General features: G+C 73.4%; 19 protein-coding genes and 1 tRNA gene. 11 read left to right on the top strand and 9 right to left on the bottom strand.

The genetic code is table 11. From position 1 onward, the window contains the following. Window positions 1–12 precede the first annotated feature (12 nt). Both WME76_RS08230 and WME76_RS08225 read right to left on the bottom strand, forming a co-directional pair. Complete coding sequence (locus WME76_RS08230; protein ID WP_437959624.1) at window positions 13–1050, bottom strand: cytochrome d ubiquinol oxidase subunit II; 1038 nt, start codon at window positions 1048–1050, stop codon at window positions 13–15. Continuing rightward, entirely contained in the window at window positions 1040–2503 is a 1464-nt protein-coding gene (locus WME76_RS08225) for a cytochrome ubiquinol oxidase subunit I (protein ID WP_437959623.1), read from the bottom strand. Before WME76_RS08225 ends, WME76_RS08230 begins: the two co-directional genes overlap by 11 nt. Window positions 2504–2647: 144 nt before the next feature. Between WME76_RS08225 and WME76_RS08220 the strand changes: the two genes are divergently transcribed. The 3 genes from WME76_RS08220 to WME76_RS08210 are packed head-to-tail and all read left to right on the top strand — an operon-like array spanning window position 2648 to window position 5833. Continuing rightward, window positions 2648–3958 (top strand): thymidine phosphorylase, encoded by a 1311-nt coding sequence (locus WME76_RS08220; RefSeq protein WP_437959622.1) that lies wholly within the window; start codon window positions 2648–2650, stop codon window positions 3956–3958. A 53-nt stretch (window positions 3959–4011) separates the two neighbouring features. Further along, window positions 4012–5079 carry a sensor histidine kinase gene (locus WME76_RS08215; RefSeq protein ID WP_437959621.1) on the top strand — a complete coding sequence of 356 codons (1068 nt, stop codon included), beginning with the start codon at window positions 4012–4014 and terminating at the stop codon, window positions 5077–5079. 49 nt (window positions 5080–5128) lie between these two features. Next, the gene (locus WME76_RS08210) at window positions 5129–5833 is read left to right on the top strand and encodes a response regulator transcription factor (RefSeq protein ID WP_061616527.1); all 705 of its coding nucleotides are present in this window, start codon (window positions 5129–5131) and stop codon (window positions 5831–5833) included. A 121-nt stretch (window positions 5834–5954) separates the two neighbouring features. Here the strand turns inward: WME76_RS08210 and WME76_RS08205 are convergent, their stop codons facing one another. After that, window positions 5955–6392: a hypothetical protein gene (locus WME76_RS08205; protein WP_061616526.1), complete on the bottom strand. Its 438-nt coding sequence runs from the start codon at window positions 6390–6392 to the stop codon at window positions 5955–5957. Window positions 6393–6521: 129 nt separating this feature from the next. Beyond that, window positions 6522–6989, bottom strand: coding sequence for a DUF3293 domain-containing protein (locus WME76_RS08200; RefSeq protein WP_061607955.1), 468 nt, complete (start codon window positions 6987–6989; stop codon window positions 6522–6524). A gap of 311 nt (window positions 6990–7300) precedes the next feature. Here WME76_RS08200 and WME76_RS08195 point away from each other — a divergent pair, with 311 nt between their 5' ends. The 8 genes from WME76_RS08195 (at window position 7301) to WME76_RS08160 (ending at window position 16594) form a co-directional block, all read left to right on the top strand. Then, a complete protein-coding gene (locus WME76_RS08195; RefSeq protein WP_437959620.1) occupies window positions 7301–8374 on the top strand; it encodes an ABC transporter ATP-binding protein in 1074 nt (357 codons plus the stop codon). Further along, window positions 8371–9117 (top strand): ABC transporter permease, encoded by a 747-nt coding sequence (locus WME76_RS08190; RefSeq protein WP_061618146.1) that lies wholly within the window; start codon window positions 8371–8373, stop codon window positions 9115–9117. Before WME76_RS08195 ends, WME76_RS08190 begins: the two co-directional genes overlap by 4 nt. Further along, window positions 9117–10898, top strand: a complete 1782-nt coding sequence (locus WME76_RS08185; RefSeq protein ID WP_437959619.1) for a GldG family protein — start codon at window positions 9117–9119, stop codon at window positions 10896–10898. Before WME76_RS08190 ends, WME76_RS08185 begins: the two co-directional genes overlap by 1 nt. Beyond that, window positions 10898–13273 (top strand): DUF4340 domain-containing protein, encoded by a 2376-nt coding sequence (locus tag WME76_RS08180; RefSeq protein WP_437959618.1) that lies wholly within the window; start codon window positions 10898–10900, stop codon window positions 13271–13273. Before WME76_RS08185 ends, WME76_RS08180 begins: the two co-directional genes overlap by 1 nt. Before the next feature lie 63 nt (window positions 13274–13336). Continuing rightward, window positions 13337–14251 (top strand): SH3 domain-containing protein, encoded by a 915-nt coding sequence (locus tag WME76_RS08175; protein ID WP_437959617.1) that lies wholly within the window; start codon window positions 13337–13339, stop codon window positions 14249–14251. A gap of 86 nt (window positions 14252–14337) precedes the next feature. Next, on the top strand, window positions 14338–15141 hold the full coding sequence (locus tag WME76_RS08170; RefSeq protein WP_437959616.1) for an alpha/beta fold hydrolase: 804 nt from the start codon (window positions 14338–14340) through the stop codon (window positions 15139–15141). A gap of 223 nt (window positions 15142–15364) precedes the next feature. Beyond that, the gene (locus tag WME76_RS08165; RefSeq protein ID WP_437959615.1) at window positions 15365–15937 is read left to right on the top strand and encodes a hypothetical protein; all 573 of its coding nucleotides are present in this window, start codon (window positions 15365–15367) and stop codon (window positions 15935–15937) included. Between the two features lie 315 nt (window positions 15938–16252). Beyond that, entirely contained in the window at window positions 16253–16594 is a 342-nt protein-coding gene (locus tag WME76_RS08160; protein ID WP_437959614.1) for a hypothetical protein, read from the top strand. An 86-nt stretch (window positions 16595–16680) separates the two neighbouring features. Here WME76_RS08160 and WME76_RS08155 read toward each other — a convergent pair whose 3' ends face one another. From WME76_RS08155 to WME76_RS08135, 5 genes are all read right to left on the bottom strand, one after another. Next, entirely contained in the window at window positions 16681–17166 is a 486-nt protein-coding gene (locus WME76_RS08155; RefSeq protein ID WP_437959613.1) for a response regulator, read from the bottom strand. 325 nt (window positions 17167–17491) lie between these two features. Next, window positions 17492–17564: transfer RNA gene (locus tag WME76_RS08150), tRNA-Phe, on the bottom strand. A 110-nt stretch (window positions 17565–17674) separates the two neighbouring features. Continuing rightward, on the bottom strand, window positions 17675–18649 hold the full coding sequence (locus tag WME76_RS08145; protein ID WP_437959612.1) for a hypothetical protein: 975 nt from the start codon (window positions 18647–18649) through the stop codon (window positions 17675–17677). Beyond that, window positions 18646–20760 (bottom strand): M1 family metallopeptidase, encoded by a 2115-nt coding sequence (locus WME76_RS08140; RefSeq protein ID WP_437959611.1) that lies wholly within the window; start codon window positions 20758–20760, stop codon window positions 18646–18648. The genes WME76_RS08145 and WME76_RS08140 overlap by 4 nt, the downstream gene beginning before the upstream one ends. A 110-nt stretch (window positions 20761–20870) precedes the next feature. Next, a complete protein-coding gene (locus tag WME76_RS08135; protein WP_437959610.1) occupies window positions 20871–22205 on the bottom strand; it encodes a hypothetical protein in 1335 nt (444 codons plus the stop codon). Between the last annotated feature and the right edge of the window lie 2 nt (window positions 22206–22207).

The following is a 22207-nucleotide window of genomic DNA, read 5'->3' as shown; positions in this document are numbered from 1 at the left end:
CGTACCTCGACCCTACTCCCGCTCATGAACCTCATCGCCGTCACGCGCAGCCCCCGCCCGGCCGCTCCCGAATATCCGGAAAAGGACGTACAGCGATGGGAACAGCAGCACGAATCCGACGCCGAGCACCCAGACCAGCAATCGCAGCGTCCTCGGGTTCGCCGCGGCCCCTGCGAGCGTCACGTCGGGCACGACAAGGAACGGGTACTGAGAGGCCGCCCAGCCCAGCAGGATCAGCGTCACCTGCGCCGCCGCCGCGAGGCGCGCCAGACGGAAGCGGCGGGTCCACAGCGCGAAGAACGCCGCCGTCGCGGCGAGGCCCGTCGTGACGTGAAGCGGCCACGTGATCGGATGATCCGTCAGGCCCTCTCGGATGAGCGGAGCGCCCCGGAACGAGGCCGCGAACGACGCCAGCGCGAGCGCCGCGACCACGCAGCCCGAGAGGAGCGCGCGCCGACGGAAATCGTCGACCAGCGCCGGCTCCGTCGCCTCGTTCGTCAGGTAGACCGCCGCCAGGAACGCGAACAGCGCCAGCGCGAACAGCCCGACCACGAACGGAAACAGCGAGAGCCACGGGGCGAAGAAGCCGCTCGTCACCACCCCGGACGCCACCCGGATCCGACCCGACGCCACCGCGCCGACGATCATGCCGAGCAGCACCGGCGCGATCACGCTCGCCAGCGAGAAGACGAATCCCCAGCGCTTCTGCTGCCTGTCACCCCGCGAGTCGTAGCTGCGGAAGCTGAACGCCGAGCCGCGGAACACGACGCCCACGAGGAACAGCGTGAGGGGGACGTGCAGCGCGATCGAGATCGCCGCGAAGGCCGGCGGAAACGCCGTGAAGAGCAGCACGATGGCCAGGATCAGCCACACGTGGTTGGCCTCCCAGATCGGGCCCATGACCCGCTCGATCAGCGCGCGCTGCTCCTGCTTCCGCGGGCCGGAGGCGAGCAGATCCCAGACGCCGCCGCCGAAGTCGGCCCCGCCGAACAGCGCATACAGGACGAGCGCCGCCACCATCACCCCGCCGAGGAACCACTCAACGTGCATCGGCCGCGCCCCCCTCGAGCGCGCGCGGCGCGCCGCCGCCGGCCGTCACCCCGGGCTCCCCCCCGCCGCCGGCCGTCACCCCGGGCTCCCCGCCGCCGCCGCCGCCGGCGCCCGTCGCGCTCCCGCTCCTCCCCGCGCGCGAGCCGCCGCCCGTCACCCCGAGCGGCGCCGCGCGGAGCTGGCGCACGAGCAGGTACGTCACCATGACGCCCAGGAAGACATAGAGCGCCGTGAACATCCAGAAAGGCGCCGCCAGGTGCGGGAACGGGGTCACCGCGTCGCGCGTGCGCATCGCGCCCCGCACGATCCACGGCTGGCGCCCGAACTCCGTCACCAGCCAGCCCGCCTCCATCGCCACGATGCCGAGCGGGCTCGCCAGCACCGCCGCCCAGAGGAACAGGCGCTGATCCGGGATCCCCCGGCGGCGCCACGCGAGCACCGCCGCGACCAGCGCGAGCAGCGCCATCGCCGAGCCCGCCGCGACCATCACCTGGAACGAGAGGTGCGTCGCCGTGACCGGCGGCCACTCGTCGCGCGGGACAGCGTCGAGCCCAGGCACCACCGCGTCCGGATCGGCGTGCAGGAGCATCGACAGCCCGCCCGGGATCTCGATCGCGTAATCGACCTCGCCCCGCTCCACGTCGGGCAGGCCGCCGATGAGCAGCGGCGCCCGGGCCGAGGTCTCGAAGTGCGCCTCCATCGCCGCGAGCTTCGCCGGCTGCCCGGCCCCGACCTGCACCGCCGCGTAATGGCCGACGAACGGCTGAGCCAGCGCCGTCACCCCGGCGATCGCGAGCGTCACCGCGAACGCCTTCCGGAACAGCGGGCTCCCAGGGTGCCGCAGGAGCACCAGGGCGTGAATCCCCGTCATCACGAACGCCGTCGCCTGATAGCACGCCAGGATGCCGTGCAGCGTCTCGTGCTTCCACGGCGGGCTGAACATCGCCGCGATCGGGTCGATGTCCACCGGGCGGCCGGACGCCATCGTGAAGCCGGCCGGGTCGTTCATGCAGGCGTTCACCAGGATCACGAAGAACGCCGAGAGCGCGCCGCTCAGGGCCACCAGCGCGCCGGAGAGCAGGTGCAGCTTCGGCGGGAGCTTGCCGCGCCCGTAGAGATAGATGCCGAGGAAGATCGCCTCGGTGAAGAACGCGAAGCCCTCGAGCGAGAACGGGAGCCCGATCACCTCGCCGAACGTCCCCATGAAGCTCGGCCAGAGGAGCCCGAGCTCGAACGAGAGCACCGTCCCCGACACGGCGCCGACCGCGAACAGGATCGCCGTCCCCTTCGCCATGCGCTTCGAGAACTCGAGGTAGTCGCGATCGCCCGTCCGATGCCAGAGCGCGTCCGCGATGACCATGATCAGCGGCAGCGCCACCCCGGCGGCGGCGAAGATCATGTGAAATGCCAGCGACAGGCCCATCTGGGCCCGGGCGTAGAGGAGGCTGTCCATGAGGCGCCGTGCGGCTCCCTTCCAGAGCGAACGCGACCGGCACCGGATCCGCTCTCCTGCGGGGGCGGCCCGCGCGCTCCCGGGCACCATAGGGACGACCGCGCCGGGGACAAATAGGGTCGAACCCGGCTAAGCTCGGCGCCGATGCAGACCCTTGTCGAGCTCGTCGCGAAGAAGCGCGACGGCGGGCGGCTGTCCGAGGACGAGATCGCGCGGATCATCCGCGCCCACGGCGAAGGCGAGCTCGCCGACTACCAGATGAGCGCGCTGCTCATGGCCGTCTTCTTCCGCGGCATGGACGACGCCGAGACCGTCGCGCTCACGAAGGCGATGCTCCACTCGGGCGACGTCCTCGACCTGTCGAGCGTGCCCGGGCGGAAGGTCGACAAGCACTCGACCGGCGGCGTCGGGGACAAGGTCTCGATCTGCCTCGCCCCCCTCGTCGCCGCCTGCGGCGTGCCCGTCCCGATGGTGTCCGGCCGCGGGCTCGGCCACACGGGCGGCACGCTCGACAAGCTCGAGGCGATCCCGGGGTTCGACGTCGGGCTCGACACCGCCACGTTCGCGCGCATCGTCCGCGAGGTCGGGACGTGCATGATCGGGCAGACCGAGCGGATCGCGCCGTCGGACAAGCGCATCTACGCGCTGCGCGACGTGACCGCCACGGTCGAGTCGATCCCGCTCATCGTCGCCAGCATCCTCTCGAAGAAGCTCGCGGAGGGCATCGACGCGCTCGTGCTCGACGTCAAGGTCGGGCGGGGCGCGTTCATGAAGACCCTGGACGACGCCCGCGCGCTCGGGACCGCGCTCGTGCGCGTCGGGACCGCGGCCGGCAAGCGCGTCTCCGCGCTGCTCACCGACATGAGCGCGCCCCTCGGGCGCACCGTCGGCAACGCCATCGAGACCCGCGAGGCGATCGAGGTGCTGCACGGCGGGGGCCCGGCCGACCTCGTCGCGTGCACGCTCGCCCTCGCCGAGGAGATGCTGATCGCCGGCGGCGCCGCGGCGAGCGCCGCCGAGGCGCGCGTCAAGCTCGAGGCCGCCATCGCGAGCGGCGCGGCGGCCGAGGTGCTCGCGCGGATGATCGCCGCGCAGAAGGGCGATCCGGCCGTGGTGCGGGATCTGGGCCGGCTCCCCAGCGCCCCCGTCGTGGTCGAGGTCGCGGCCCAGGACGAGGGGTACGTCGTCGCCGTGGATCCGCTGGAGATCGGGCTCTCCGCGGTGGCGCTCGGCGCCGGACGGACGCGCGCCGACCAGCGCGTGGACCCCGCCGTGGGGATCGAGCTCGCCGCCGCGCGCGGCGACCGCGTGGACCGCGGGGCGCCCCTCGCCCGCATCCACGCCCGCCGGACGGAGGACGCGCAGGCCGCGGCCGATCGCGTCCGCGCGGCCTTCCGGCTCGGCCCGGCGCCGGCCGAGGCGCCCGCGCTCGTGCTGGAGCGGATCGAGCCGTAGGCCCGCGCCCGAGGCTGCTCGCGGGCGGCGCGCGGCCCAACTAAGCTGCGGTCATGCGGACCCCGCGGCGCGACCTCACCACGCTCGGTTACCGGCGGATCATCCAGCTCCTCGTCTACCTCGTCATCGTCCCCGGCGTGCTCCTGTCGGGCGTCGGCTTCCTCCTGCTCGTGCTCGGCGAGGCCCAGTACAACCTCATCATGGGCATCCTGGTGCTCACGTTCTGCGGGACGCTCGCGACCGGGGTCATCCTCGTGTGGGTGTTCCTCCGGCGCGAGCGCAACCTGTCCGAGCTCCAGGCCGACTTCGTGTCCAAGGTCTCGCACGAGCTGCGCACGCCGCTCACGTCGATCCGGATGTTCACCGAGACGCTCAAGCTCCGGCGCGGCGACACGGTCAGCGAGGACCGCTGCATCGACGCGCTCACCAAGGAGAGCGCCCGCCTCCAGCAGCTCATCGACCGGCTGCTCGACTGGGGGCGCATGGAGAGCGGCCGGCGCGTCTACGAGCTCTCCGAGCACCGCCTCGAGGATGTCGTCGACGAGGCGGTCCACGCCTTCGAGCCGACCCGCGAGAAGCGCAGCGTCGAGCTCGACATCGACGTCGACGCGAACCTCCCGCCCGTGCTCTGCGATCGGAGCGCGCTCGTCGACGCGATCGTCAACCTGCTCTCGAACGCCTACAAGTACGGCGGTCAGCCGAGGAAGATCTGCGTCTCCGCCCATGTCGTCAACCGGTCGGCGCTGATCACCGTGCGAGACAACGGCAAGGGCATCGCTCGCAAGGAGCACAAGCGGATCTTCGAGAAGTTCTACCGGGTCGACGATCTCCTGGCCCGGCAGCAGGAGGGCTCCGGGCTCGGGCTGTCGATCGTCAAGCACGTCATCCGCGCGCACCGGGGCAGGATCCTCGTGGACAGCGAGCCGGGGAAGGGCAGCACGTTCACGCTCGTGCTGCCGATCCGGAACGCGCCCAGGACGAGCCCCGCCGGGAAGCGTTCGCCCAACGCGCCGGGCGCGCCGGGCGCCGCGCCCAACGCCGTCCCCGCGCGTGACGCCGTCGCCGTCGCCGCGCCCCCCGAGGCCGCGAAGCACGCCGCCGGAGCGGACGCGCCGCCGTAGGCGCGGCGCCTCCGGTCCGGACATGGACATGCTAGAGGACGTCCCCAGCATGACCCGGAACCCTCAAGCCTCAGCGCGGACCGTCCTGCTCGTGGAGGACGATCCCAGCATCGCGATGGGTCTCGAGATGAACCTGACCGCGGAGGGCTACCGCGTCCTCGTGGCCGAGGACGGCGAGCGCGGCCTCGAGCTCGCCCGCGCCGGCGGGATCGATCTCATCATCATCGACGTGATGCTCCCCCGCCTGAACGGCTTCGAGCTGCTCCGCATCCTGCGGAGCGAGCGGCGCACCCTGCCGGCGATCATGCTGTCCGCGCGCGGCGCCGAGATGGACAAGGTGATGGGCCTCGAGCTCGGCGCCGAGGACTACGTCACGAAGCCGTTCAGCCTGGCCGAGCTGCTCGCCCGGGTGAAGGCGGTGCTCCGGCGCGACGCGATCGCGCGCGCGGACGCGGAGCAGCTCCGCGCCGGCGACATCGTGATCAACGCGGCGACGCGCGAGGTCCGCCGCGGCGACGCGCTGATCGAGCTCACGGCGACCGAGTTCGACGTGCTGCTCTGCCTCGCCGAGGCGTGCGGCCGGGTCCTGTCCAGGGAGCAGATCCAGGCCAAGGTGTGGGGCCCGACGCACCACGGGACCCCGCGCACGATCGACAACTTCATCCTCCAGCTCCGCAACAAGCTCGAGGACGACGCCGCCGCGCCGCGCCACCTCGTGACGGTGCGCGGGGTCGGCTACCGCTTCGTGCCCTGATCACGGGTCGCTAGGCCGTGGACAGGCGCGCGCGTCGTCGCGCCGCGCGAGGCGCGCGCGCCTGCCTGTCCACGACCGGCGCGAGCGCCCCGCCGAGCCCGGCCCCGGTGGGCCGGCCTCTTCAGGGCGCCTGACAGAACTTGTTGATGTTGTCGACGAGCGGATCTTCCTGCTTGATCGCCTTCTCGATCGCGGCCTGAGCGGTGTTGCTCTTCTCCGCGTCGTTCGCGTCGGCCGCGGTCGCGAGGTCGCGCGCGGCCTTGGCGACGTCCTTGGCCATCGCCTGGTACTCGCCCGAGAACTTCTGCAGCTCCGGGGTGGTCAGCTTCACCTGCGCCGCGTCGGCCGCCACCTTGTCCATCGCATCGGCCATCGCCTTCAGCTCGCTCGACCCGCCCTGGTCGGTGCCAGCCTTGGTGCCCTTCTCGATGCTCTGAACGCCCTTGTTGATGACCTCGATGAGCGCGTTGCACTCCGAGACCTTGTTCTGGCCGCAGCCGCCAGCGCCGGCGACGAGCCCGAGCGCGGCGAGCGCCGCGAGGGTGACCTGGGTGCGCATTCTGCTGTGTCTCCTCATGTGGTGAGCGAGGCCGGTCCGCCCATCCCTAAACGCCTGGGCATGAACCCACATTTTGCGGGTATGTTTCAACATGGAATCGGCGATCCGCGTCCGCGGCCGCCCCCAGCGTCACGACCGAACGCGCCAGTTGCCCTGGAAAGTTCGGCCGATGTCGTCTGCCGTCGGGTCCGTGATGATGAGCTCCGGCCGGCCGCCTTGCGCGAAGACGATCGTGTTCTGCCGGAAGACCCGGCCGAAGGCGATCGCCTCGTCGCGGTCCATGCCGTGGACGAGCCAGGCCGGCTCGCGCCAGATGCCCTCCGGCTCGGCCTCGGATCCCACGCACGGCTCCACCCGGTAGCACCCGAGGATCAAGAGATCGCGGAGCACGTGGTGGCGCTGATCGTTCACCCGGCGAGGGATGAGCATCGAGCGCGGGTTGTAGGCGGTGAGCACGGCGAACTTGCGGGTCAGGAGGTCGGGGAGCCCGGCCTGGTCCTGGACGATCTCGCCGTCCAGCGACACGCGCAGCGTGCCCGCCGCCGTGGGGAACTCGTAGATGGTCGAGAAATACGACCGGAGGAGCGTCTGATCCATCGTGAAGCGGTGGGTGTGAGGGGGCCGCGGCGCTCGGCGCACCGGGTGCGTCGCACGGCGGAGGGGCCCGTGGCCTGAGCGCCCGGGCCGCCGGGCACGACGGCGGAGGGTTACCAGAGACGCGCGGCTCTGGCTACTCGGCGGCGATCGACGCGCCCCGCGTCCGCCGCGGCGCCCGGACGCCCGGCGCGCGCTTCCCCTACCCCGCCCGGTGCGCTAAGCGTTCCGCGCGATCGTTCCAGCGTGCGTGCGCGTGCCGGCGCGCGCAGCACGGTTCGCCGCGCCGACGGCCCCGACCCCCCGATGTCCCGATGATCGAGGTCGAGCACCTCTCCAAGTCCTACGGTCCTCACCAGGCGGTGAGCGATCTCTCGTTCCGGGTGAACCAGGGCGAGATCGTCGGCTTTCTCGGCCCGAACGGGGCGGGCAAGAGCACGACCCTGCGCATCCTCGCGGGGTTCCTCGGCGCGACCTCCGGCCGCGTGCGGGTGGCCGGGTACGACATCGCGGAGGAGCCGATGCGCGCGCGGGCCTCGCTCGGGTACATGCCCGAGACCTCGCCGCTCTACCCGGAGATGCGCGTCTCGGAGTACCTCGCCTTCCGCGCGGAGCTGAAGCTCGTGCCCCGGCGCGCGCGCCGCGACGCGGTCGCGCGCGCCCTGCGCGACGCGCGCGTCGAGGACGTGGCGAGCGTCATGATCGGCCACCTCTCGAAGGGCTACCGGCAGCGGGTCGGCCTCGCGGACGCGCTCGTCGGCGACCCGCCGCTGCTCATCCTCGACGAGCCGACGGCGGGCCTCGATCCGAACCAGATCCGCGAGGTGCGCGCGCTCGTGCGCCGGCTCGGGCGCGACCGCACCGTGCTCCTCTCGACGCACATCCTCTCGGAGGTCGAGGCGACCTGCACGCGGGCGGTCGTGATCGCGCGCGGGCGGCTCGTCGCCGAGGGGTCGATCGACGAGCTGCGCGCGATGCGACGCGCCTCGGGCGTTCGCCTGGTCGTGCGCGGCGCGGCGGACGCGGCGCTCGCGGCGGCGCGCGGCGCGGCGGACGTCCGCTCGGCCGAGGCGGAGCCGGCCGGCGAGGCGGCGCGGATCACGGTCGAGTTCGACGCCGCCGCCGACCCTGGCGAGGCCACCGAGCGCCTCGTGCGCGCGCTGGTCGGCGCGGGCATCGGCGTGCGCGAGCTCGTCCCGCACGCCCCCTCGCTGGAGCAGGTCTTCTCCGAGCTGACCGCCGGCGACGACGGCGGCGAGCAGGGCGCCGCCGGGGGGCCGGCCGCCCCCGGGCCGGTCGGCGGCAGCGAGGCGCCCCCGCGGGCGTCCCGGAAGAAGGGCAGCGCGGGGCGCCGCGGCACGGGCGGCACGGAGAAGGAGCGGCGGTGAGGGGCTTCTGGCCGATCTTCAAGCGCGAGCTCTTCTCGCTGTTCGTGACGCCGCTCGCGTGGGTGCTGATCACCACGTTCCTGCTCGTGCAGGGCGTGCACTTCTTCCTGATCGCGACCCAGTTCGCGGGCGAGGTGGAGCTCTCGGCCGACACGGGCCCGGTGCAGGTCTTCTTCGGCCAGACGATCCTGATCTACCTGCCGCTGCTCTTCGTGTGCCCGCTGCTCACGATGCGGCTCTTCGCCGAGGAGCGCAGGAGCGGCACAATCGAGGCGCTGCTGACGGCGCCCGTGGGGTCCACCGGCGTCGTGCTGGCGAAGTACGCCGCGGCGCTCGTGACGTACGTCGCGATGTGGGCGCCGACGCTGCTCTACGTGGTCCTCATCGGGAGGACCGGCGAGCTCGACTGGCGGGTCGTTGGGTCGAGCTACCTCGCCGTGGTCGCGATCGGCGCCGGCTACCTCGCGATCGGGACGATGACGAGCGCGCTCACGAAGAGCCAGCTCATGGCCGCGGTGCTCAGCACGATGGCGGTGATGGGCCTGTTCATCCTCGGCATCGGGGAGTTCATCTTCCCGGACGGCCCGGCGCACGACCTCTGCGCCTACGTCTCGGTGTGGACGCAGATGAACGATTTCTCCCGCGGGATCGTCGACCTGCGCCGGCTCGTGTTCGACGCCACGGTGATCGCGCTCCCGCTGTTCGTGACCGTGCGCGCGGTGGACGCGTGGAGGTGGGGCTGATGGCCGAAGAGCAGCCCCGCCAGGCCCCGCCGTCTCCGCAGGCCGGGACTCCGCCTTCGCGGGTCCCTCCGTCCGCGCAGGTCGGGACTCCGCCTTCGCGGGTCCCTCCGTCCGCGCAGGCCGGGCCCCCGCCTCCGGGCACCTCGCTCGGCGAGAAGCTGTCGGCGAGCGTCGGCATCATCGCCGCGATGGTGCTCGCGGTGCTCGTCAACCTGCTCGTCGCCCGCCACTACAGGCGCTGGGACTGGACGCAGGGCGGCCTGTACACGCTGAGCGACGCGACGGTCTCGACGCTGCGCGCGCTCGAGGAGCCGATCCGCGTCTACGTCCTGCTCTCCGAGGGCGACCCGCTGACGCTCTCGGTGCGGCACCTGCTCGACGCGTACCGCGCCGAGACGTCGCGGATCCAGGTCGAGGTGACCGACCCGGACCGGCGCCCGGCCGAGTTCCTGGCCGTGCAGCAGCGCTACGGCGTCGTGGCGGGCAAGACGGAGGACGGGCGGATCGTCACGGACGCGGCCATCATCGTCGCGCGCGGCGACAGGCCGCACTTCCTGACCGCGAGCGACCTGGTCGAGGTCGAGGAAGAGGACGACCTGCGGGCGCGCCCGCGGCTCGAGCAGGCGCTGACCGGCGCGATCCGCAGCGTCGTGCGCAGCGAGCGGCCGATGGTCTGCTTCGCCGGCGGCCACGGCGAGAAGTCGATCGAGGTCGGCGGCGCCGGCGGGCTCGCCGCGCTCAAGGACCGGCTCAACAAGAACAACTACGAGGTCGTGGAGCTCGACGGCGGCCACGGCGATCACGACCACGACCACGATCACGGCGACGAGCCCGGCGCCGCGCCGAAGGAGCCCGCGCCGGAGGTCGATCTCGGCCGCTGCCGCGTGCTCGTCCTCGCCGAGCCGAGCCAGCCCGTGCCCCCGCGCGACGTGGCCCGCTACCGCGCGTTCGTCGAGGAGGGCGGCAGCGCGCTGCTCGCGCTCGGCCCCGTGCCCGACGAGAGCGACCAGCGCTACGTGGACCTCGGGCTCTCGGGCCTCCTCGCCGTGGCGGGGGTCGAGCTCCGGTCGGACTTCGTGTTCGAGCTCGATCCGAAGCTCCGCTCGACGCAGGGCTTCGGCGAGACCTTCTCGCCGATCGTGAAGCCGCACCCGATCACCGAGGGGCTCGTCAAGGCGGCCGATCTGGGCCTCGGCCCGGTGCTCACGGTGGCGAGCTCGCTCGCGCCCACGAAGGGCGGGCCGATCGCCCCGGCGCCGCTGCTCGTCACGAGCGACCGGGCCTTTGGCATGGTCGATTTCTTCGGCTGGGCCAGGGACCCGTCCGAGCCGAAGCCGCGCGACGGCGATCACCCGGGGCCGCTCACGGTCGCCTACGCCGCCGAGCTGCCGAAGCCCGCCGGGTCGACCGCCGCGCACGGGCCGCGGGTCGTGGTGATCAGCTCGCCGGGCGCGCTCTACGGCGCGAACTGGCAGAGCCCCGAGCTCCGCGGGACGGCCGTGTTCGTCGAGAGCGCGCTGTCCTGGCTCGCCGCGAGCCCGCCCATGCTCGACATCCCCGACAAGCCCGCGGTCACGGCGGGCCTCCGCCTCAGCGAGGACTCGCTCGCCGGCATCTTCCGCTACGTGGTCGTGTACATGCCGCTCGCGGCCGCCTTCTTCGGCCTCGCCGTGCACCTCTCGCGGCGCGGCTCCGAGCGCCGCGCCGGCGACAAGGGCGGCCCCGGCTCGCCCGCCGGGCGCGGCTCGCCGGGCGGATCCGAGCGCGAAGGGGCCCCGTGATGCGGTCCCTCCGCCGGCACGCGACGACGCTGATCCTTGTCGCGCTCGCCGCCGCGGCCGCCGTCGCGCTCCTCGTGCTCGACCGGGGCTCGGTGTCCACGGACGAGGCCGAGCGCCGCCGGAAGAACCTCTTCGAGGCGTGGCGGCCCGACGAGATCACCGAGCTCACCGTGACGATGGCGTCGCCCGGCGCCCCGCAGACCGCGCGGCTCACCCGCGGCGAGGTCGACGACGCGGGCCAGCGCCCCTGGAACGTCGAGATCGACGGGCAGCGCTACCCGGCCGACGAGCCCACGGTCGACCAGCTCCTCGGCACCCTGGAGTTCGCGACGGCGGAGCGCCGCGTCTCCGCGGAGGCGGCCGACGCGGCGGCCCTCGGCCTGGCCTCGCCCCGGCTCACGATCGCGCTCGCGATGGGCCCGCGCCGCGAGCGGCTGCTGCTCGGCGGCAGCGCCCCGACGCCGCCCGGCGCCGTCTACGCCGAGGTCGCCGGCCGGGGCGTCTTCGTCATCACGAAGCAGCTCGCCGCGGCGCTCGACATTCCGCCGGATCGCCTCCGCTCCCGCAGCTTCGTCCCCTACCTCGCCACGGAGCTCTCGGGGCTCACGCTCGACGGCGACGGCGGCCCGCGGCGCTTCTCGCGCGCCCCGTGGGGTGGCGGCCGCGGCGCCGGCTTCCGCTTCGCCGAGGGCGCGCCCGAGGGCAGCGGCGTCCGGGTCAGCGCCGAGGCGATGGACCGCGTGCTCTCGACGCTCGGCCGCCTGCAGGCCGATGGGTTCCTCCCCGACGAGGTGGCGCAGCAGGCCGCGGCCTCCGGCGGCCCCCGGGTCACCCTGACGCTCCTGCCGAGCGACCCCTCGGCGAAGCCCGGCGTGATCGAGCTCGGCGGCGCCTGCCCGGACCGGCCCGACCACGTCGTCGCGGTGCGGCGCGAGCCCACGCGCGCGGCCGCCTGTGTGCACGAGAGCGCGCTCGATCCGCTCACCGAGGACGCGTCCCGCTTCGTCGACCTCGCCCTCGTCGGCGCGCCGCTCGACGAGGTCGCCGAGGTGAAGCTCGCGGTCGGCGACCGCCGCGAGGGCGGCGCGCGCTCGCTGGAGCTCGCGCGCGCCGGCAGCGAGTGGCACCTGCGGGCCCCGGAGGACCGGCCCGTCCCGACCGAGACGGGCCGCGCGCTCGTGCAGGCGATCCTCGACGTGCGCGCGACGCGCCTGCTCCCGACGGCGAGCGACCCCCGCGCGCTCGGCCTCGATCCGCCGCGGGCCACGCTCCGCGTCCTCTCGACGCCGGCGGAGTCCCCGCGCGAGGGCGAGCCGCAGGAGCGGATCGAGACGCTCGAGATCGGCGCCGAGCAGGCCGGCGTGGTGCACGTCCGGCGGCTCGAGGACGGCGCGATCGCCGAGATCCCGGCCGCGGCCGCCGGGGCGCTCCTCCCCTCGGAGGTCTCGCTGCGCTCCATGCAGGTGTTCGATTTCCCGCCCGATCGGATCAGCGCGCTGCGCGTCGAGCGCCCCGGCCTGGTCCAGCGGCTCCGCCGGACGGGCGACGGCGCCTGGCAGCTCGTCGAGCCGAGCGGCGCGGGCCTGGCCGCCGACGACGCGCTCGCGGAGGAGCTCGCCGAGCTGCTCGGCGGCCTCAAGGCCGAGCGCTGGCTCGCGCCGGACCCCGGCCAGGGCTACGGGCTCGCCGCGCCCCGGCTCGTTGTCGAGGCCGAGCTCAGCTCCGCGCCCGACCCTGGCGGCGCCGCGGGCGACGCCGCCGCGCGCGCGGCCCGGGTCGAGATCGGCGCGCGCGCCGGCGCAGGCTCGTTCGCGCGCGCCGGCGCAGGCGCCGCGGTGTTCGTCGCGCCGCCGGCGCTCGAGGCCGCGGCCGGGCGCCTGCTCCTCCGCCGCGACGTCTTCGCCGTCGCGCCCGAGGACGTCGCGCGGGTGACGCTCACCCCGGCCAGCGGCAAGCCGGTCGTGCTCGAGGCCTCCCCGGGCGGCTTCACCGTCGCGGGGGCGGCCGATCAGGCGCGCGCCACCGCCGCCGCCGCGGGCGTCCGCGACGCGCTCGCCGACCTGCGCGCCGAGGGCGCCGTCGCCCTGGGCAAGCCGGAGCAGCACCACGGCCTGACCCCGCCGCGGCTCCGGATCGCCGTCGATCTGGCCCGGCCGGCCTCCGCGCCCGCCGGGGGCGGCGCGGGCGCGCCGCGCCCCCCGGGGGGGTCCTTCACGATCGCGATCGGCGCGGGCGACGCTTTCCGCGGCACGAACGTCGTCTATGCCCGGCGCGACGGCGTGAGCGCTGTCTACGCCATCGCGCAGTCCAGGGTGCGACCGCTCCTCGAGGCGGCCGGCGTCGCGGCGGCCGCAGCGCCCGCGGGTGCTCGCTGAGCGGCCCTGCTCGAACGGACTATTTCGTTCTGGCGGCCCACCTGTGCTAGGCGACGTGCAGGCATGGCGAAGGCGGACATGGCGAAGCGGCAGCGCCCGCTGACGGTCGACATCCCCCGTCCCGGCGATGAGCAGCCGGTCTGGTCACGGGTGGGGGTGATCGCGCTCGTGGGGTTCGTCGTCGGCGTCGCCTGGCCCAGGCTGGCCGGCGTCCGCATCGGCCCGAGCGTCCCTGGCGACCTCAAGCCGACGACGGCCGAGAGCGCGGCCCCCGCGGCGCCCTCCCCCGCTGCCGCCGCGCCCGGCACCGCCGAGCCCGACGCGAAGCCCCCCGAGGCCACCGCGAAGAACCAGCAGCAGATCGTGGTCGGCCCGGGCAGGATCACGCGCTGCTCGGACAAGAAGAACAAGAAGATCGAGGAGTGCGGCGAGCTCCAGTTCGACCCGCTCGCGCTGCCGCGGCTGAAGGAGCTCGCGCAGTGCCCGGCGGCGCTCGGCGTCGAGGGCAAGCTCCCGATCGGCTTCGAGCTCGACTTCGAGAAGAAGGAGGTCCAGGTCGTCAAGGGGAAGAAGACGGGCCTGCCCTCCTCGACGGTCAGCGGCATTCTCCAGTGCGCCGCGCGCGAGTTCTCGAACGTTTCCCTCGAGGAAGTCCCCCACAAGTACCGCCGTTACTCCCTTGTTTACACCGCCACCTTCGTCCCCCCGGGCGCGCAGCCGGAAGCTCCGAAGACCGAGGCGGGCGGCGAGGAGCAGGAGCAGGCTGCCGGCACGACCACGAGCGAGACCGCGGCGAGCGGCCTCGCCACCGTGAGCTGGGATACCGCGCTCGTCCGTGGGGCGCCCAAGGAGGGCGATGTGGTCATGCGCCTCGTGCGCGGGACTCGCGTCAAGCTCGTTGGCCGACAGAACGATTGGTACAAGATCGAGCACCGGGGGAAGACAGGATGGATGTACCGCGGCGCCATCGGCCTCTAGCCGGGTTTGCCGCGGCCGGCGCCGCGCTGACGCGCCGGGGTGGCCGCGCCTGACCAGCCTGGGACCGATCCTCCAGGAGGTGCTCGATGGCTCGGTTGGACCTCGGAGGTTGTGAGCTCTACTACGAGGAGCTCGGGCACGGTCGTCCGATCGTGTTTCTCCACGGCGTCTGCATGAGCGGGCGTTTCTTTCACCGCCAGCTCCCGTACTTCTCCGCCGGCCACCGCGCCGTCGCGCCCGACCTGCGGGCGCACGGCCGCTCGACCCAGGTGCCGTCGGGCCACACCCTCCCCACCTATGCGCGCGATCTCCGCGTGTTCCTGGAGCGGCTCGCGCTCGACGGGGTGGTGCTCGTCGGGTGGTCGATGGGTTGCCTCGTGATCTGGGAGTACGTGAGGCAGTTCGGGACCGCGCGCCTCGCGGCGACCGTGCTCGTCGAGCAGTCTCCCTCCGACTTCAAGTGGCCAGACTGGCCGCTCGGCGCGTTCGACCTCCCGGCGCTGACAGAGGCGATGGAGCAGCTCCAGACGGACCGCGACGCCTTCGCGCGCGAGTTCATCTCTCTCATGTTCAAGGATCCGCCGGGCGAGGCCGACCGGCGGTGGATGTTCGATGAGATCACCCGCATGCAGGAGTCGATCGCCGGGTCGATCCTCTTCGATCAGACGATGCGGGATTATCGTCCGGTCCTCCGTTCGCTCGCGGTTCCATCGCTGGTCGTCATGGGGCGGGACGAGAAGCTGGTCCCGGTCGCGGCCGGCGAGCACCTCGTTCGCCACCTCCCCGACGCGCGGCTCCTCGTCTTCGAGGAGAGCGGCCACTGCCCCTTTCTCGAGGAGCCGGACCGGTTCAACGAAGAGGTCCACCGGTTCATCCGATCGCTGCCGTGACGGGGCGCCCGCAGGCCCCGCGCGCCCGGCTGCGCGCATCGCCCGGGCGGATCCCGGAGCGATTCCAGGACGCGCGCCCGGCTGCGCGCGTCGCCCGGGCGGACCCCGGTGCGATTCCAGGACCGCGCGCCCGGCTGCGCGCATCGCCCGGGCGGATCCCGGAGCGATTCCAGGACCGCGCGCAGGCGGGCGCGCGCCGGTTCGCGTAGAATGGGCCGGTCCGATGTCGCGCAAGCTCTCGCTGCCCCTGGTCAAGCTGGACAAACTCGTTCGCGTCGCGGCGTCCGCCTCCCCGAAGCCGACGGTGGACGCCGTGCGCGAGCGCCTCGGCGGGCGCGCGTCGACCGAGCCGGGCGTGGGCGACCTGGTCACGCTGACCACCGCCGCAGGCAAAGCGCTGCCCGGCGTGGTCCTGTTCAGGCGCGGCGCCACGGTCGACATCTGGATCGACGCCACGGAGACCCAATCTTCCGTCCAAGACGAACAAAGGCGCTCGTTGCTCGCGCACGCCACCACCAGTCGCGGCGTGGTTCACCGCGCGCAGCACGCGGACACCGCGCCGCTGCGCGTCCCCGCGCCGGAGGCGCTCGTCGCGGTCGCGTCCGACGCGCGCGTCTTTGCTGCCCTGAGCGAGGGTCAGCGCATCCGGTTCCAGGACGGCGGCGATCTGGCCGAGGGCACGCTGGTGGAGAAGTGCCGTTTCGGCGGCCTGGTGCAGCGCGACGACGGCGTCCTCCTCGGCGTCGGCTTCCGGCGGCTCTGGCCGGCGCAGCCCGCGGACGCGAAGCGGAACTGAACGAGACCGCGCGAAATCGCGCGTTCTGTGCGATGACGGGTCGAGAACCCCGCATGAGCGGGTATCCATGTCCGACATCGCTCGTCGCCGGCGCGGAGTATCCGCCGTGGAGGCGTCCGATCTCGCTCATGTTGCCTGGCAGCAGCGGAGTCACCGCGGACCCGCGCGGGCCGCGGGAGCGCGACGGGGAGCTCGCGGAGGCCGCGCCGAGCGCCCCGGGACGGCGAACGTGCGGCTTGTACCTCCTCCGCGGACGCGATAGACAAGCCACATCATCGTAGCTCGCGCGCCGCGCGACCAAGTTGGAGGTACACGTTGAAGCTCGCTTGCTCGTTCACGGTCGCCCTTGCGCTCGCCCTGCTCCCGGGCTGTGGGAGCTCGATCTCGAGCCTGTGCGAGGACAGGTGTGATTGCACCGGGGACTGCAGCCCGGATGACGAAGACGACTGCATCGACAACCTGGAAGACGCCGAGCACGAGGCGGAGGCACAGGGCTGCGAGGAGCAGTTCGACGCGGCCATCTCGTGCGTGGAAGACGAGTTCGCGTGCCGGGGTGGGGACGTCGACGTCGACGGGTGCCGTCAGGAGGTCGACAACCTGGGGAGCTGCACCGATCTCCCGACCGGCCTCCTGTTCTGGGCCGCCATCAATGACTGAGGGGTGACCGCGCGCCGCCCGCCTGTTCGTGCGGAGGTCTGGCCCGGCCCCTGGAGCCCCGCCTCCGACGCCCCGACGCGAGCTGCCTATTCGCCGAGGTGGGTGCGGACCTTCGTGAGCAGCGTGTCGCTGTCAAAAGGCTTGATGAGGTAGTCGGTGCATCCGTTGGCGAAGCCGATCTTGATGCTCGTCTGATCGCTCCTCGTCGTCATCATGATGATCGGCACCGTCTTGGTCGCGTCGAACGCGCGGAGCCATCTACAGGCCTGAAAGCCGTCCATGGCGGGCATGACGACATCCATCAGGATGAGATCGGGGCGCTCGGCCACCGCCTTCGCAATGGCCTCCTTGCCGTTGCGCGCGATGACGATGTCGTAATCGTCCACGCCGAGCGTGAGCTGCTGCGACAGCAGGGAAGTCAGCGAGTCGTCGACGACGAGGATCTTCTTCTTCTTCGCTGCCTCGCTGGCCTGGTTAGCTGGCGCGGTCGGCCGGCTCCGCGGCGCCGAGTCGGAAGCGGAGGCCGTTTCCGGAGAGCTCTTTCGCGAGGAGTCGACACGACGATCGGTCATGAGGGAGCCTCCATGAGGAGGCGCCGTTCCCTGGGGCGCCTCCGGAGTGTTCAGGTTGCAACGAGTGGTCCCCCCGCCACCTTATCAGGATCGCTACCGCACCGGAACCAAGTTCCACTGTCACCCGATGTGGGCCAAACCCGCGAAAGTACTCCTGAACAGAGCGTCGCGCCCACGCCGGCGACCCGCTGTTGAGATCGCCTGAGAAAGGCGGAATCAACCTGGATGCAACAACACGAGCGGATCCGGGCGAGGCAGAGGCTCACGCACGAACGTGAGGACGGAGCGGCAGCGCCTGCTCGCCGGCACAAGAAGGAAGGAATAGTGCCCAGGGACGGAATCGAACCGCCCACACGAGGATTTTCAATCCTCTGCTCTACCAACTGAGCTACCTGGGCTTGCTGCGGGCCCCGCGCTTACGCCGAGGCGTCGGTCACGGGCGGGCTACGTTACGCGGATGGGGGGCCATGTCAAGCGATTCTGCATCGTGTTCCGCCCGTTCATGCTTTCAAAGCCCAGGAGCCGCGGCGCGATCGGACAGCCGCAGGGCGGCCGCGAGCCAGGAGGCGCGCAGGTAGGCGGCGACGGCGAGCGCGATGAGCTGCGCGGCGAAGGCGGCGGCGACCCGCGGGCCGGTTCCGACGCCGGCGAGGTGGATACCCCACGCCCCGCAGGCGAGCGCGACGATCGCGAGGGCGCCGCGGGAAGCCCAGGCCCAGGCCGCCGCGAGCGGCGCGGCCTGCAGGGTGGCGAGCCCCCTCGAGGCCGCGGCGTAGAAGCCCCGCTGCTCGTCGACGAGGGCGACGCGCGCGAGATCGTGGAGCAGGCCGATGGCCGCGACCGGCACCAGCGCGGCCGCGGCGACGACGACCGCCGCGATATCGCGGCTGCGCGGCAGGACCAGGAGCTCTGCGCACAGCTGCATCCCGGGGAGCAGGACGAGCGCCGCCGCGGTGACCTGGGCCCCGAGCGCCAGGCCCCAGAGCAGCGCGAGCGGGCCGAGGGCGCGCGCCACGCGGCCTCCGAGGGCCTGCGCGGAGAGCGGCCCGCCCTGGCTCAAGGCGGCGAGGAGCACCGCGAGCGGGACCAGCCCGAGCGCGGCGGCGATCAGGGCGCCCGCGCCGAGCTGGGCGGCCAGCGACGAGGCGGCGACCGCCGCGAGGCGGCCGAGCTCGGTGAGCATCAGCCCGCCGGGGTCGAAGAGGATGGCGTCGCCGCGGGGGTGGTGGCCGACGACCTCGGCCGCGAGGACGGACAGCGGGGTCGCGACGACGACCGAGGCGACCGCCCGGTGGCCGAAGTAGAGCGCGACCGCGCCGAGCCGCTGGTGCGCGGCGGGGCGCCGTGGGGCCGGTGGGGCGCCTGGCAGCTCGGCCCGGGTGACGGCCGGCGAGCTCGGCGTCCTCGTGGCCTCCTCCGCTGCGGCCCCTCCTGCCGCCGGCGCGCCCTCCTCCGTCGCTGCCTGCTCCGCCGGCGCGCTCATGGTCCGAGGAGCGTGAGCGCGAGCCCGACGCCGAAGCTCGCGCGCGAGAGCACCGCGGGCGCGAGGAGGTCTCGGTCCGAGCGGCGCGCGTTGTTCGCGAGGTCGTCGTCGAGCAGCACCCGGCGGTCGGGATCGATCACCACGGCGACGAGCGGCGAGGCGCCGGCGTACGCGATCCTGGCGACGCTCTCGCGCGCCGGCCACCGCGCCCGCTGCACGCCGCCGTCCGCGCCGTGCAGCTCGACGTCGACGGGGAGCACGAGGGAGCCGCGGCGCCGCACGACGGCGTGCCCGCGGTAGGCCGGCGCCTCGCTGCCGCCCTCGGGCGGAGCGTCCGCCCCGGCGTCCGCGGGCGGAGCGTCCGCCCCGGCGTCCGCTGGGGGAGCGTCCGGCGCGGCGTCCGCGGGCCACGACTGGAACGTCGCGACGGCGTAGTCGACCCATGCGCCCTCGAAGAGCCCGGCCCGGAGCGCCTCGGCCGCCTCGTCGCCCGCCTCCCGCCGCATCGCTTCGAGCAGCGCCTCGGGGCCCGGGTGCCGGAAGCGGTTCTCGCGCGCGTAGCGGCCGACGGCGCGGCGCACCACGTCTTCCCCGTACACGCCCGCGAGGGTCGCGAGGAGCACCGCGGGCCGCGTGTACGCGAGCCCGGCGTAGTCCTCGCCGTCGATGAACGCCGTCGCCGGCTGCGCGACGGCGCCGTTGTGGCCCGACGCGATCGCGCCGACGCGGTACTGCGCCAGGAGGTCGAGCTCGATCCCGAGCAGCCGCGCCGCGGAGCCGTCACCGTAGCGCGCGCGCAGCGCGTCGGCCTCGGCGTACGTGGTGAGGCCCTCGTCGAGAAACGGGTGGCGGTGCTCGTTCGTGGCGACCAGGCCGTAGAACCACTGGTGCGCGAGCTCGTGCATCGTGACCGTCTCGACGAAGCGCACGCCCACCGCGGGCCAGAGCCAGCTACCGCCGGTCGTGATGAGCGTCGGGTACTCCATCCCGCCGGCCTCCTCGGCGCCCTCGGGCGGGTGCACGATCGTGAGCGTGCCGTACGGGTAGCGGCCGAACGCCGCGCCGAGGCGCGACAGGCCGAACCGGACCAGGTCGATCTCGAGCGCCGCCTCGCGCTCGTTGCCCGCTGGGAACAGGCACCGGATCGCGACGCCGTCCTCGGTCGTCGCGCGCATCTCGCGGAAGCGGTCCCACGCGGCGAACGCGAAGTCGTGCACGTCGTCCTGCACGAACCGGCGGACCGCCCGCCCGTCGCGCCGCTGCTCCTCGACGAGCCGGCCCGTGGCCCCGACCGTGAAGCCCTCCGGCACGTCGACGGTCACGTCGTACGCGCCGAAGTCCGCGTAGAACTCCGAGAGCCGGTGGTAAGCGAAATGCGCCCAGGTCCCGTCGGGCTCGAGGCGCGCGATCTTCGGGAACCACTGCCCCACCATGTGGAAGCTCCCGTGGTGGCCCGTCCTCAGCGCGAGCGAGGGGAGGTGCGCGTCCCACGCGAGGTCGATCGTGATCGCGTCCCCGGGCGCCACGGGCTGCGGCAGCTCCACGCGGATGTCGGTCTCGTCCTCGGGGTCGCCGGGCGTCGTGGGCTTCCCCCCGGGCCACACGTCCGCGCCTCCCATCTCGCGCACGGCGAATCGCGTTACCTGGATGTGCCCGTAATCATACAAAATTTCGCTGCCGCGAAAGCCGCCGACGGGCGCGCGGAGGAAGGCGGTGCGCGGGTTCTTGAAGCCGTTCAGGTAGAGGTGGACGAACAGCTCGCGCTGCGGCGCGCGCGAGGCGTTGCGCCAGACCAGCGTCCCCTCGCCGCGCATCGTGTGCTGCGCCGGATCGAGGCTCGCCCGCAGCGTGTAGCTCGCGATCGGGTCGGCGCGCGCCGCCAGCGCGGCGTCGGGTGAGGGCGCGGACGCCGAGGGGGCCGGCGCAGGAAGGACGGCAGCGGCAGCGCCTGCCGGGGCGGCAGCAGCGGCAGCAGCGGCAGCGCCCGCGAGGTCGGTCGGCGGCGGCGGCGAAGGGGCGCCGAGCGCGATCGTGGCGAGGAGCGACGCGCCCGCGCGGCCGGCGAGCAGCGCGAGGAGGAGACCGACAGCGGCCTGGAGAGCCGTGCGCACCCGCGCAACCTAGCGAGCCAGGGCCATCGCGGAAAGCTGTGTCGGGGGTCGCCGCGGCCCGCCCGGCGCGATCCGGGGCACGACGCCGCGATCTCAGGCCATCCCGGCGGCTAGGCGCTGCAGACGATCCCCTCCTGCACGAGCTCGTACAGGATCCGGAGGGCCTCGAGCGTCTGCATGCCCGACACGTCGAGGATCTCGTCGATCGAGCTGTACCCATCGATGCACGACAGCAGGAAGCCCGCGCGGTGATCGAGGTTCAACGAGCGGAGCTGGTCCGGCGACACCGCGATGCGGAGCACGCGCGAGCCGTCGCCGAGGCGCGACTGGTACATCTGCCGCAGCATCTCGACGCAGCTATCCGCGTACTGCCGCGCCACCCAGTCCTTCGGGTTCTCCTCGAGCAGGCCCTCCGCGAGCACGAGCGCGCCGCCGAAGTCGCCCTGGTCGAACCGGTGCTGCATCTGCTCCCGCGGCCCCGGGATGCTGAGCTGGGGCGCGGTCGCGCGGGAATGAACCCCCCGGTCACCCCTCGTGGCGGACGCCGGCGAGCGCTCGGTCTCGAGCGGGCGCGGCGCGCGCGGACCGCCCTGCACGTCGCCCGAGACCTGGTACGAGGTGGATCCGGCGAGCGCGCCCGTCCCGCCGCGGAAGGCGGGCTCGTCGTCCTCCACGATCAGGCCGTAACGGAGCGTGCCGGGCGGCGGCGTGATCGGCTGCTCTTCCAGGGGAAGGCCCGGATCCTCGAAGCCGAGCCCGAGGTCGAGGCGGAAATCGATGCCCAGCGGCCCGCCGTCGTCCGGACCGGGCGCGCGGCCCCTCGCGATCGACGGGATGCGAACGTCCCGCGAGTCGACCGGGGGGCCGCCGAAGACGTCGATCTCGCCGAAGCCGTGCGGGTACGGCTCGCCCGGCTCGCGCAGGAGATCGTCGTCGAGGTCCGGCCCGAGCTCGCGCTCGACGTCGAGCGACCCGAACCCCAACCGCCCGCCGGGACGCGACGGCACCCCCGGCTCATCGCACTCCAGGCCGAGCTGCGCGCCCTCCCGGGACGGCGCGCCGTGCTTGCCCGAGAAGGCGCTGCCGGGCGGCGGCTCCCAGGGGATCGTCCTGCGGGCGGGCGGCGGCGGGTACCCCTCCGCCGGGACCTCGGGCGGGCGCGGCCGCTGGGCGGTGATCTCGGAGCTCGAGTGAGAGCGACGGGTCATCATCTTTGCCACGTATTCGCTGACCGGGATCGGCGGCGGAAGGGTGATCTTCCCCTCGGCGTCCGGCTTCAGGGGAACGCCGGACGGCGGGGTCTCCATGCGGGGTGACCCCTGCCCCTCGCGCGCGCGCGCGGCGTGCGCGAGGATCTCCTTGGAGGCGACCGGCTGGGTGTCCTCGAGCTCGTCCACCTCGTCGTGCCCCCAGGAGGCATCCAGGGTCTTGGAGTCAGGCGGCACCG

Source organism: Sorangium sp. So ce119 (genome assembly GCF_051524405.1).
GTDB classification, from domain to species: domain Bacteria; phylum Myxococcota_A; class Polyangia; order Polyangiales; family Polyangiaceae; genus Sorangium; species Sorangium cellulosum_G.
Note: the sequence above shows the minus strand (reverse complement) of the source record. Positions and strands in the feature narration are given on the sequence as shown.

What these genes read in the sequence shown, in the direction of transcription:
- WME76_RS08230 (WP_437959624.1), bottom strand. Translation starts at nt 1,050, where the DNA reads ATGCACGTTGAGTGGTTCCTCGGCGGGGTGATGGTGGCGGCGCTCGTC.
- WME76_RS08225 (WP_437959623.1), bottom strand. Translation starts at nt 2,503, where the DNA reads ATGGACAGCCTCCTCTACGCCCGGGCCCAGATGGGCCTGTCGCTGGCA.
- WME76_RS08220 (WP_437959622.1), top strand. Translation starts at nt 2,648, where the DNA reads ATGCAGACCCTTGTCGAGCTCGTCGCGAAGAAGCGCGACGGCGGGCGG.
- WME76_RS08215 (WP_437959621.1), top strand. Translation starts at nt 4,012, where the DNA reads ATGCGGACCCCGCGGCGCGACCTCACCACGCTCGGTTACCGGCGGATC.
- WME76_RS08210 (WP_061616527.1), top strand. Translation starts at nt 5,129, where the DNA reads ATGACCCGGAACCCTCAAGCCTCAGCGCGGACCGTCCTGCTCGTGGAG.
- WME76_RS08205 (WP_061616526.1), bottom strand. Translation starts at nt 6,392, where the DNA reads ATGCGCACCCAGGTCACCCTCGCGGCGCTCGCCGCGCTCGGGCTCGTC.
- WME76_RS08200 (WP_061607955.1), bottom strand. Translation starts at nt 6,989, where the DNA reads ATGGATCAGACGCTCCTCCGGTCGTATTTCTCGACCATCTACGAGTTC.
- WME76_RS08195 (WP_437959620.1), top strand. Translation starts at nt 7,301, where the DNA reads ATGATCGAGGTCGAGCACCTCTCCAAGTCCTACGGTCCTCACCAGGCG.
- WME76_RS08185 (WP_437959619.1), top strand. Translation starts at nt 9,117, where the DNA reads ATGGCCGAAGAGCAGCCCCGCCAGGCCCCGCCGTCTCCGCAGGCCGGG.
- WME76_RS08180 (WP_437959618.1), top strand. Translation starts at nt 10,898, where the DNA reads ATGCGGTCCCTCCGCCGGCACGCGACGACGCTGATCCTTGTCGCGCTC.
- WME76_RS08175 (WP_437959617.1), top strand. Translation starts at nt 13,337, where the DNA reads ATGGCGAAGGCGGACATGGCGAAGCGGCAGCGCCCGCTGACGGTCGAC.
- WME76_RS08170 (WP_437959616.1), top strand. Translation starts at nt 14,338, where the DNA reads ATGGCTCGGTTGGACCTCGGAGGTTGTGAGCTCTACTACGAGGAGCTC.
- WME76_RS08165 (WP_437959615.1), top strand. Translation starts at nt 15,365, where the DNA reads ATGTCGCGCAAGCTCTCGCTGCCCCTGGTCAAGCTGGACAAACTCGTT.
- WME76_RS08155 (WP_437959613.1), bottom strand. Translation starts at nt 17,166, where the DNA reads ATGACCGATCGTCGTGTCGACTCCTCGCGAAAGAGCTCTCCGGAAACG.
- WME76_RS08145 (WP_437959612.1), bottom strand. Translation starts at nt 18,649, where the DNA reads ATGAGCGCGCCGGCGGAGCAGGCAGCGACGGAGGAGGGCGCGCCGGCG.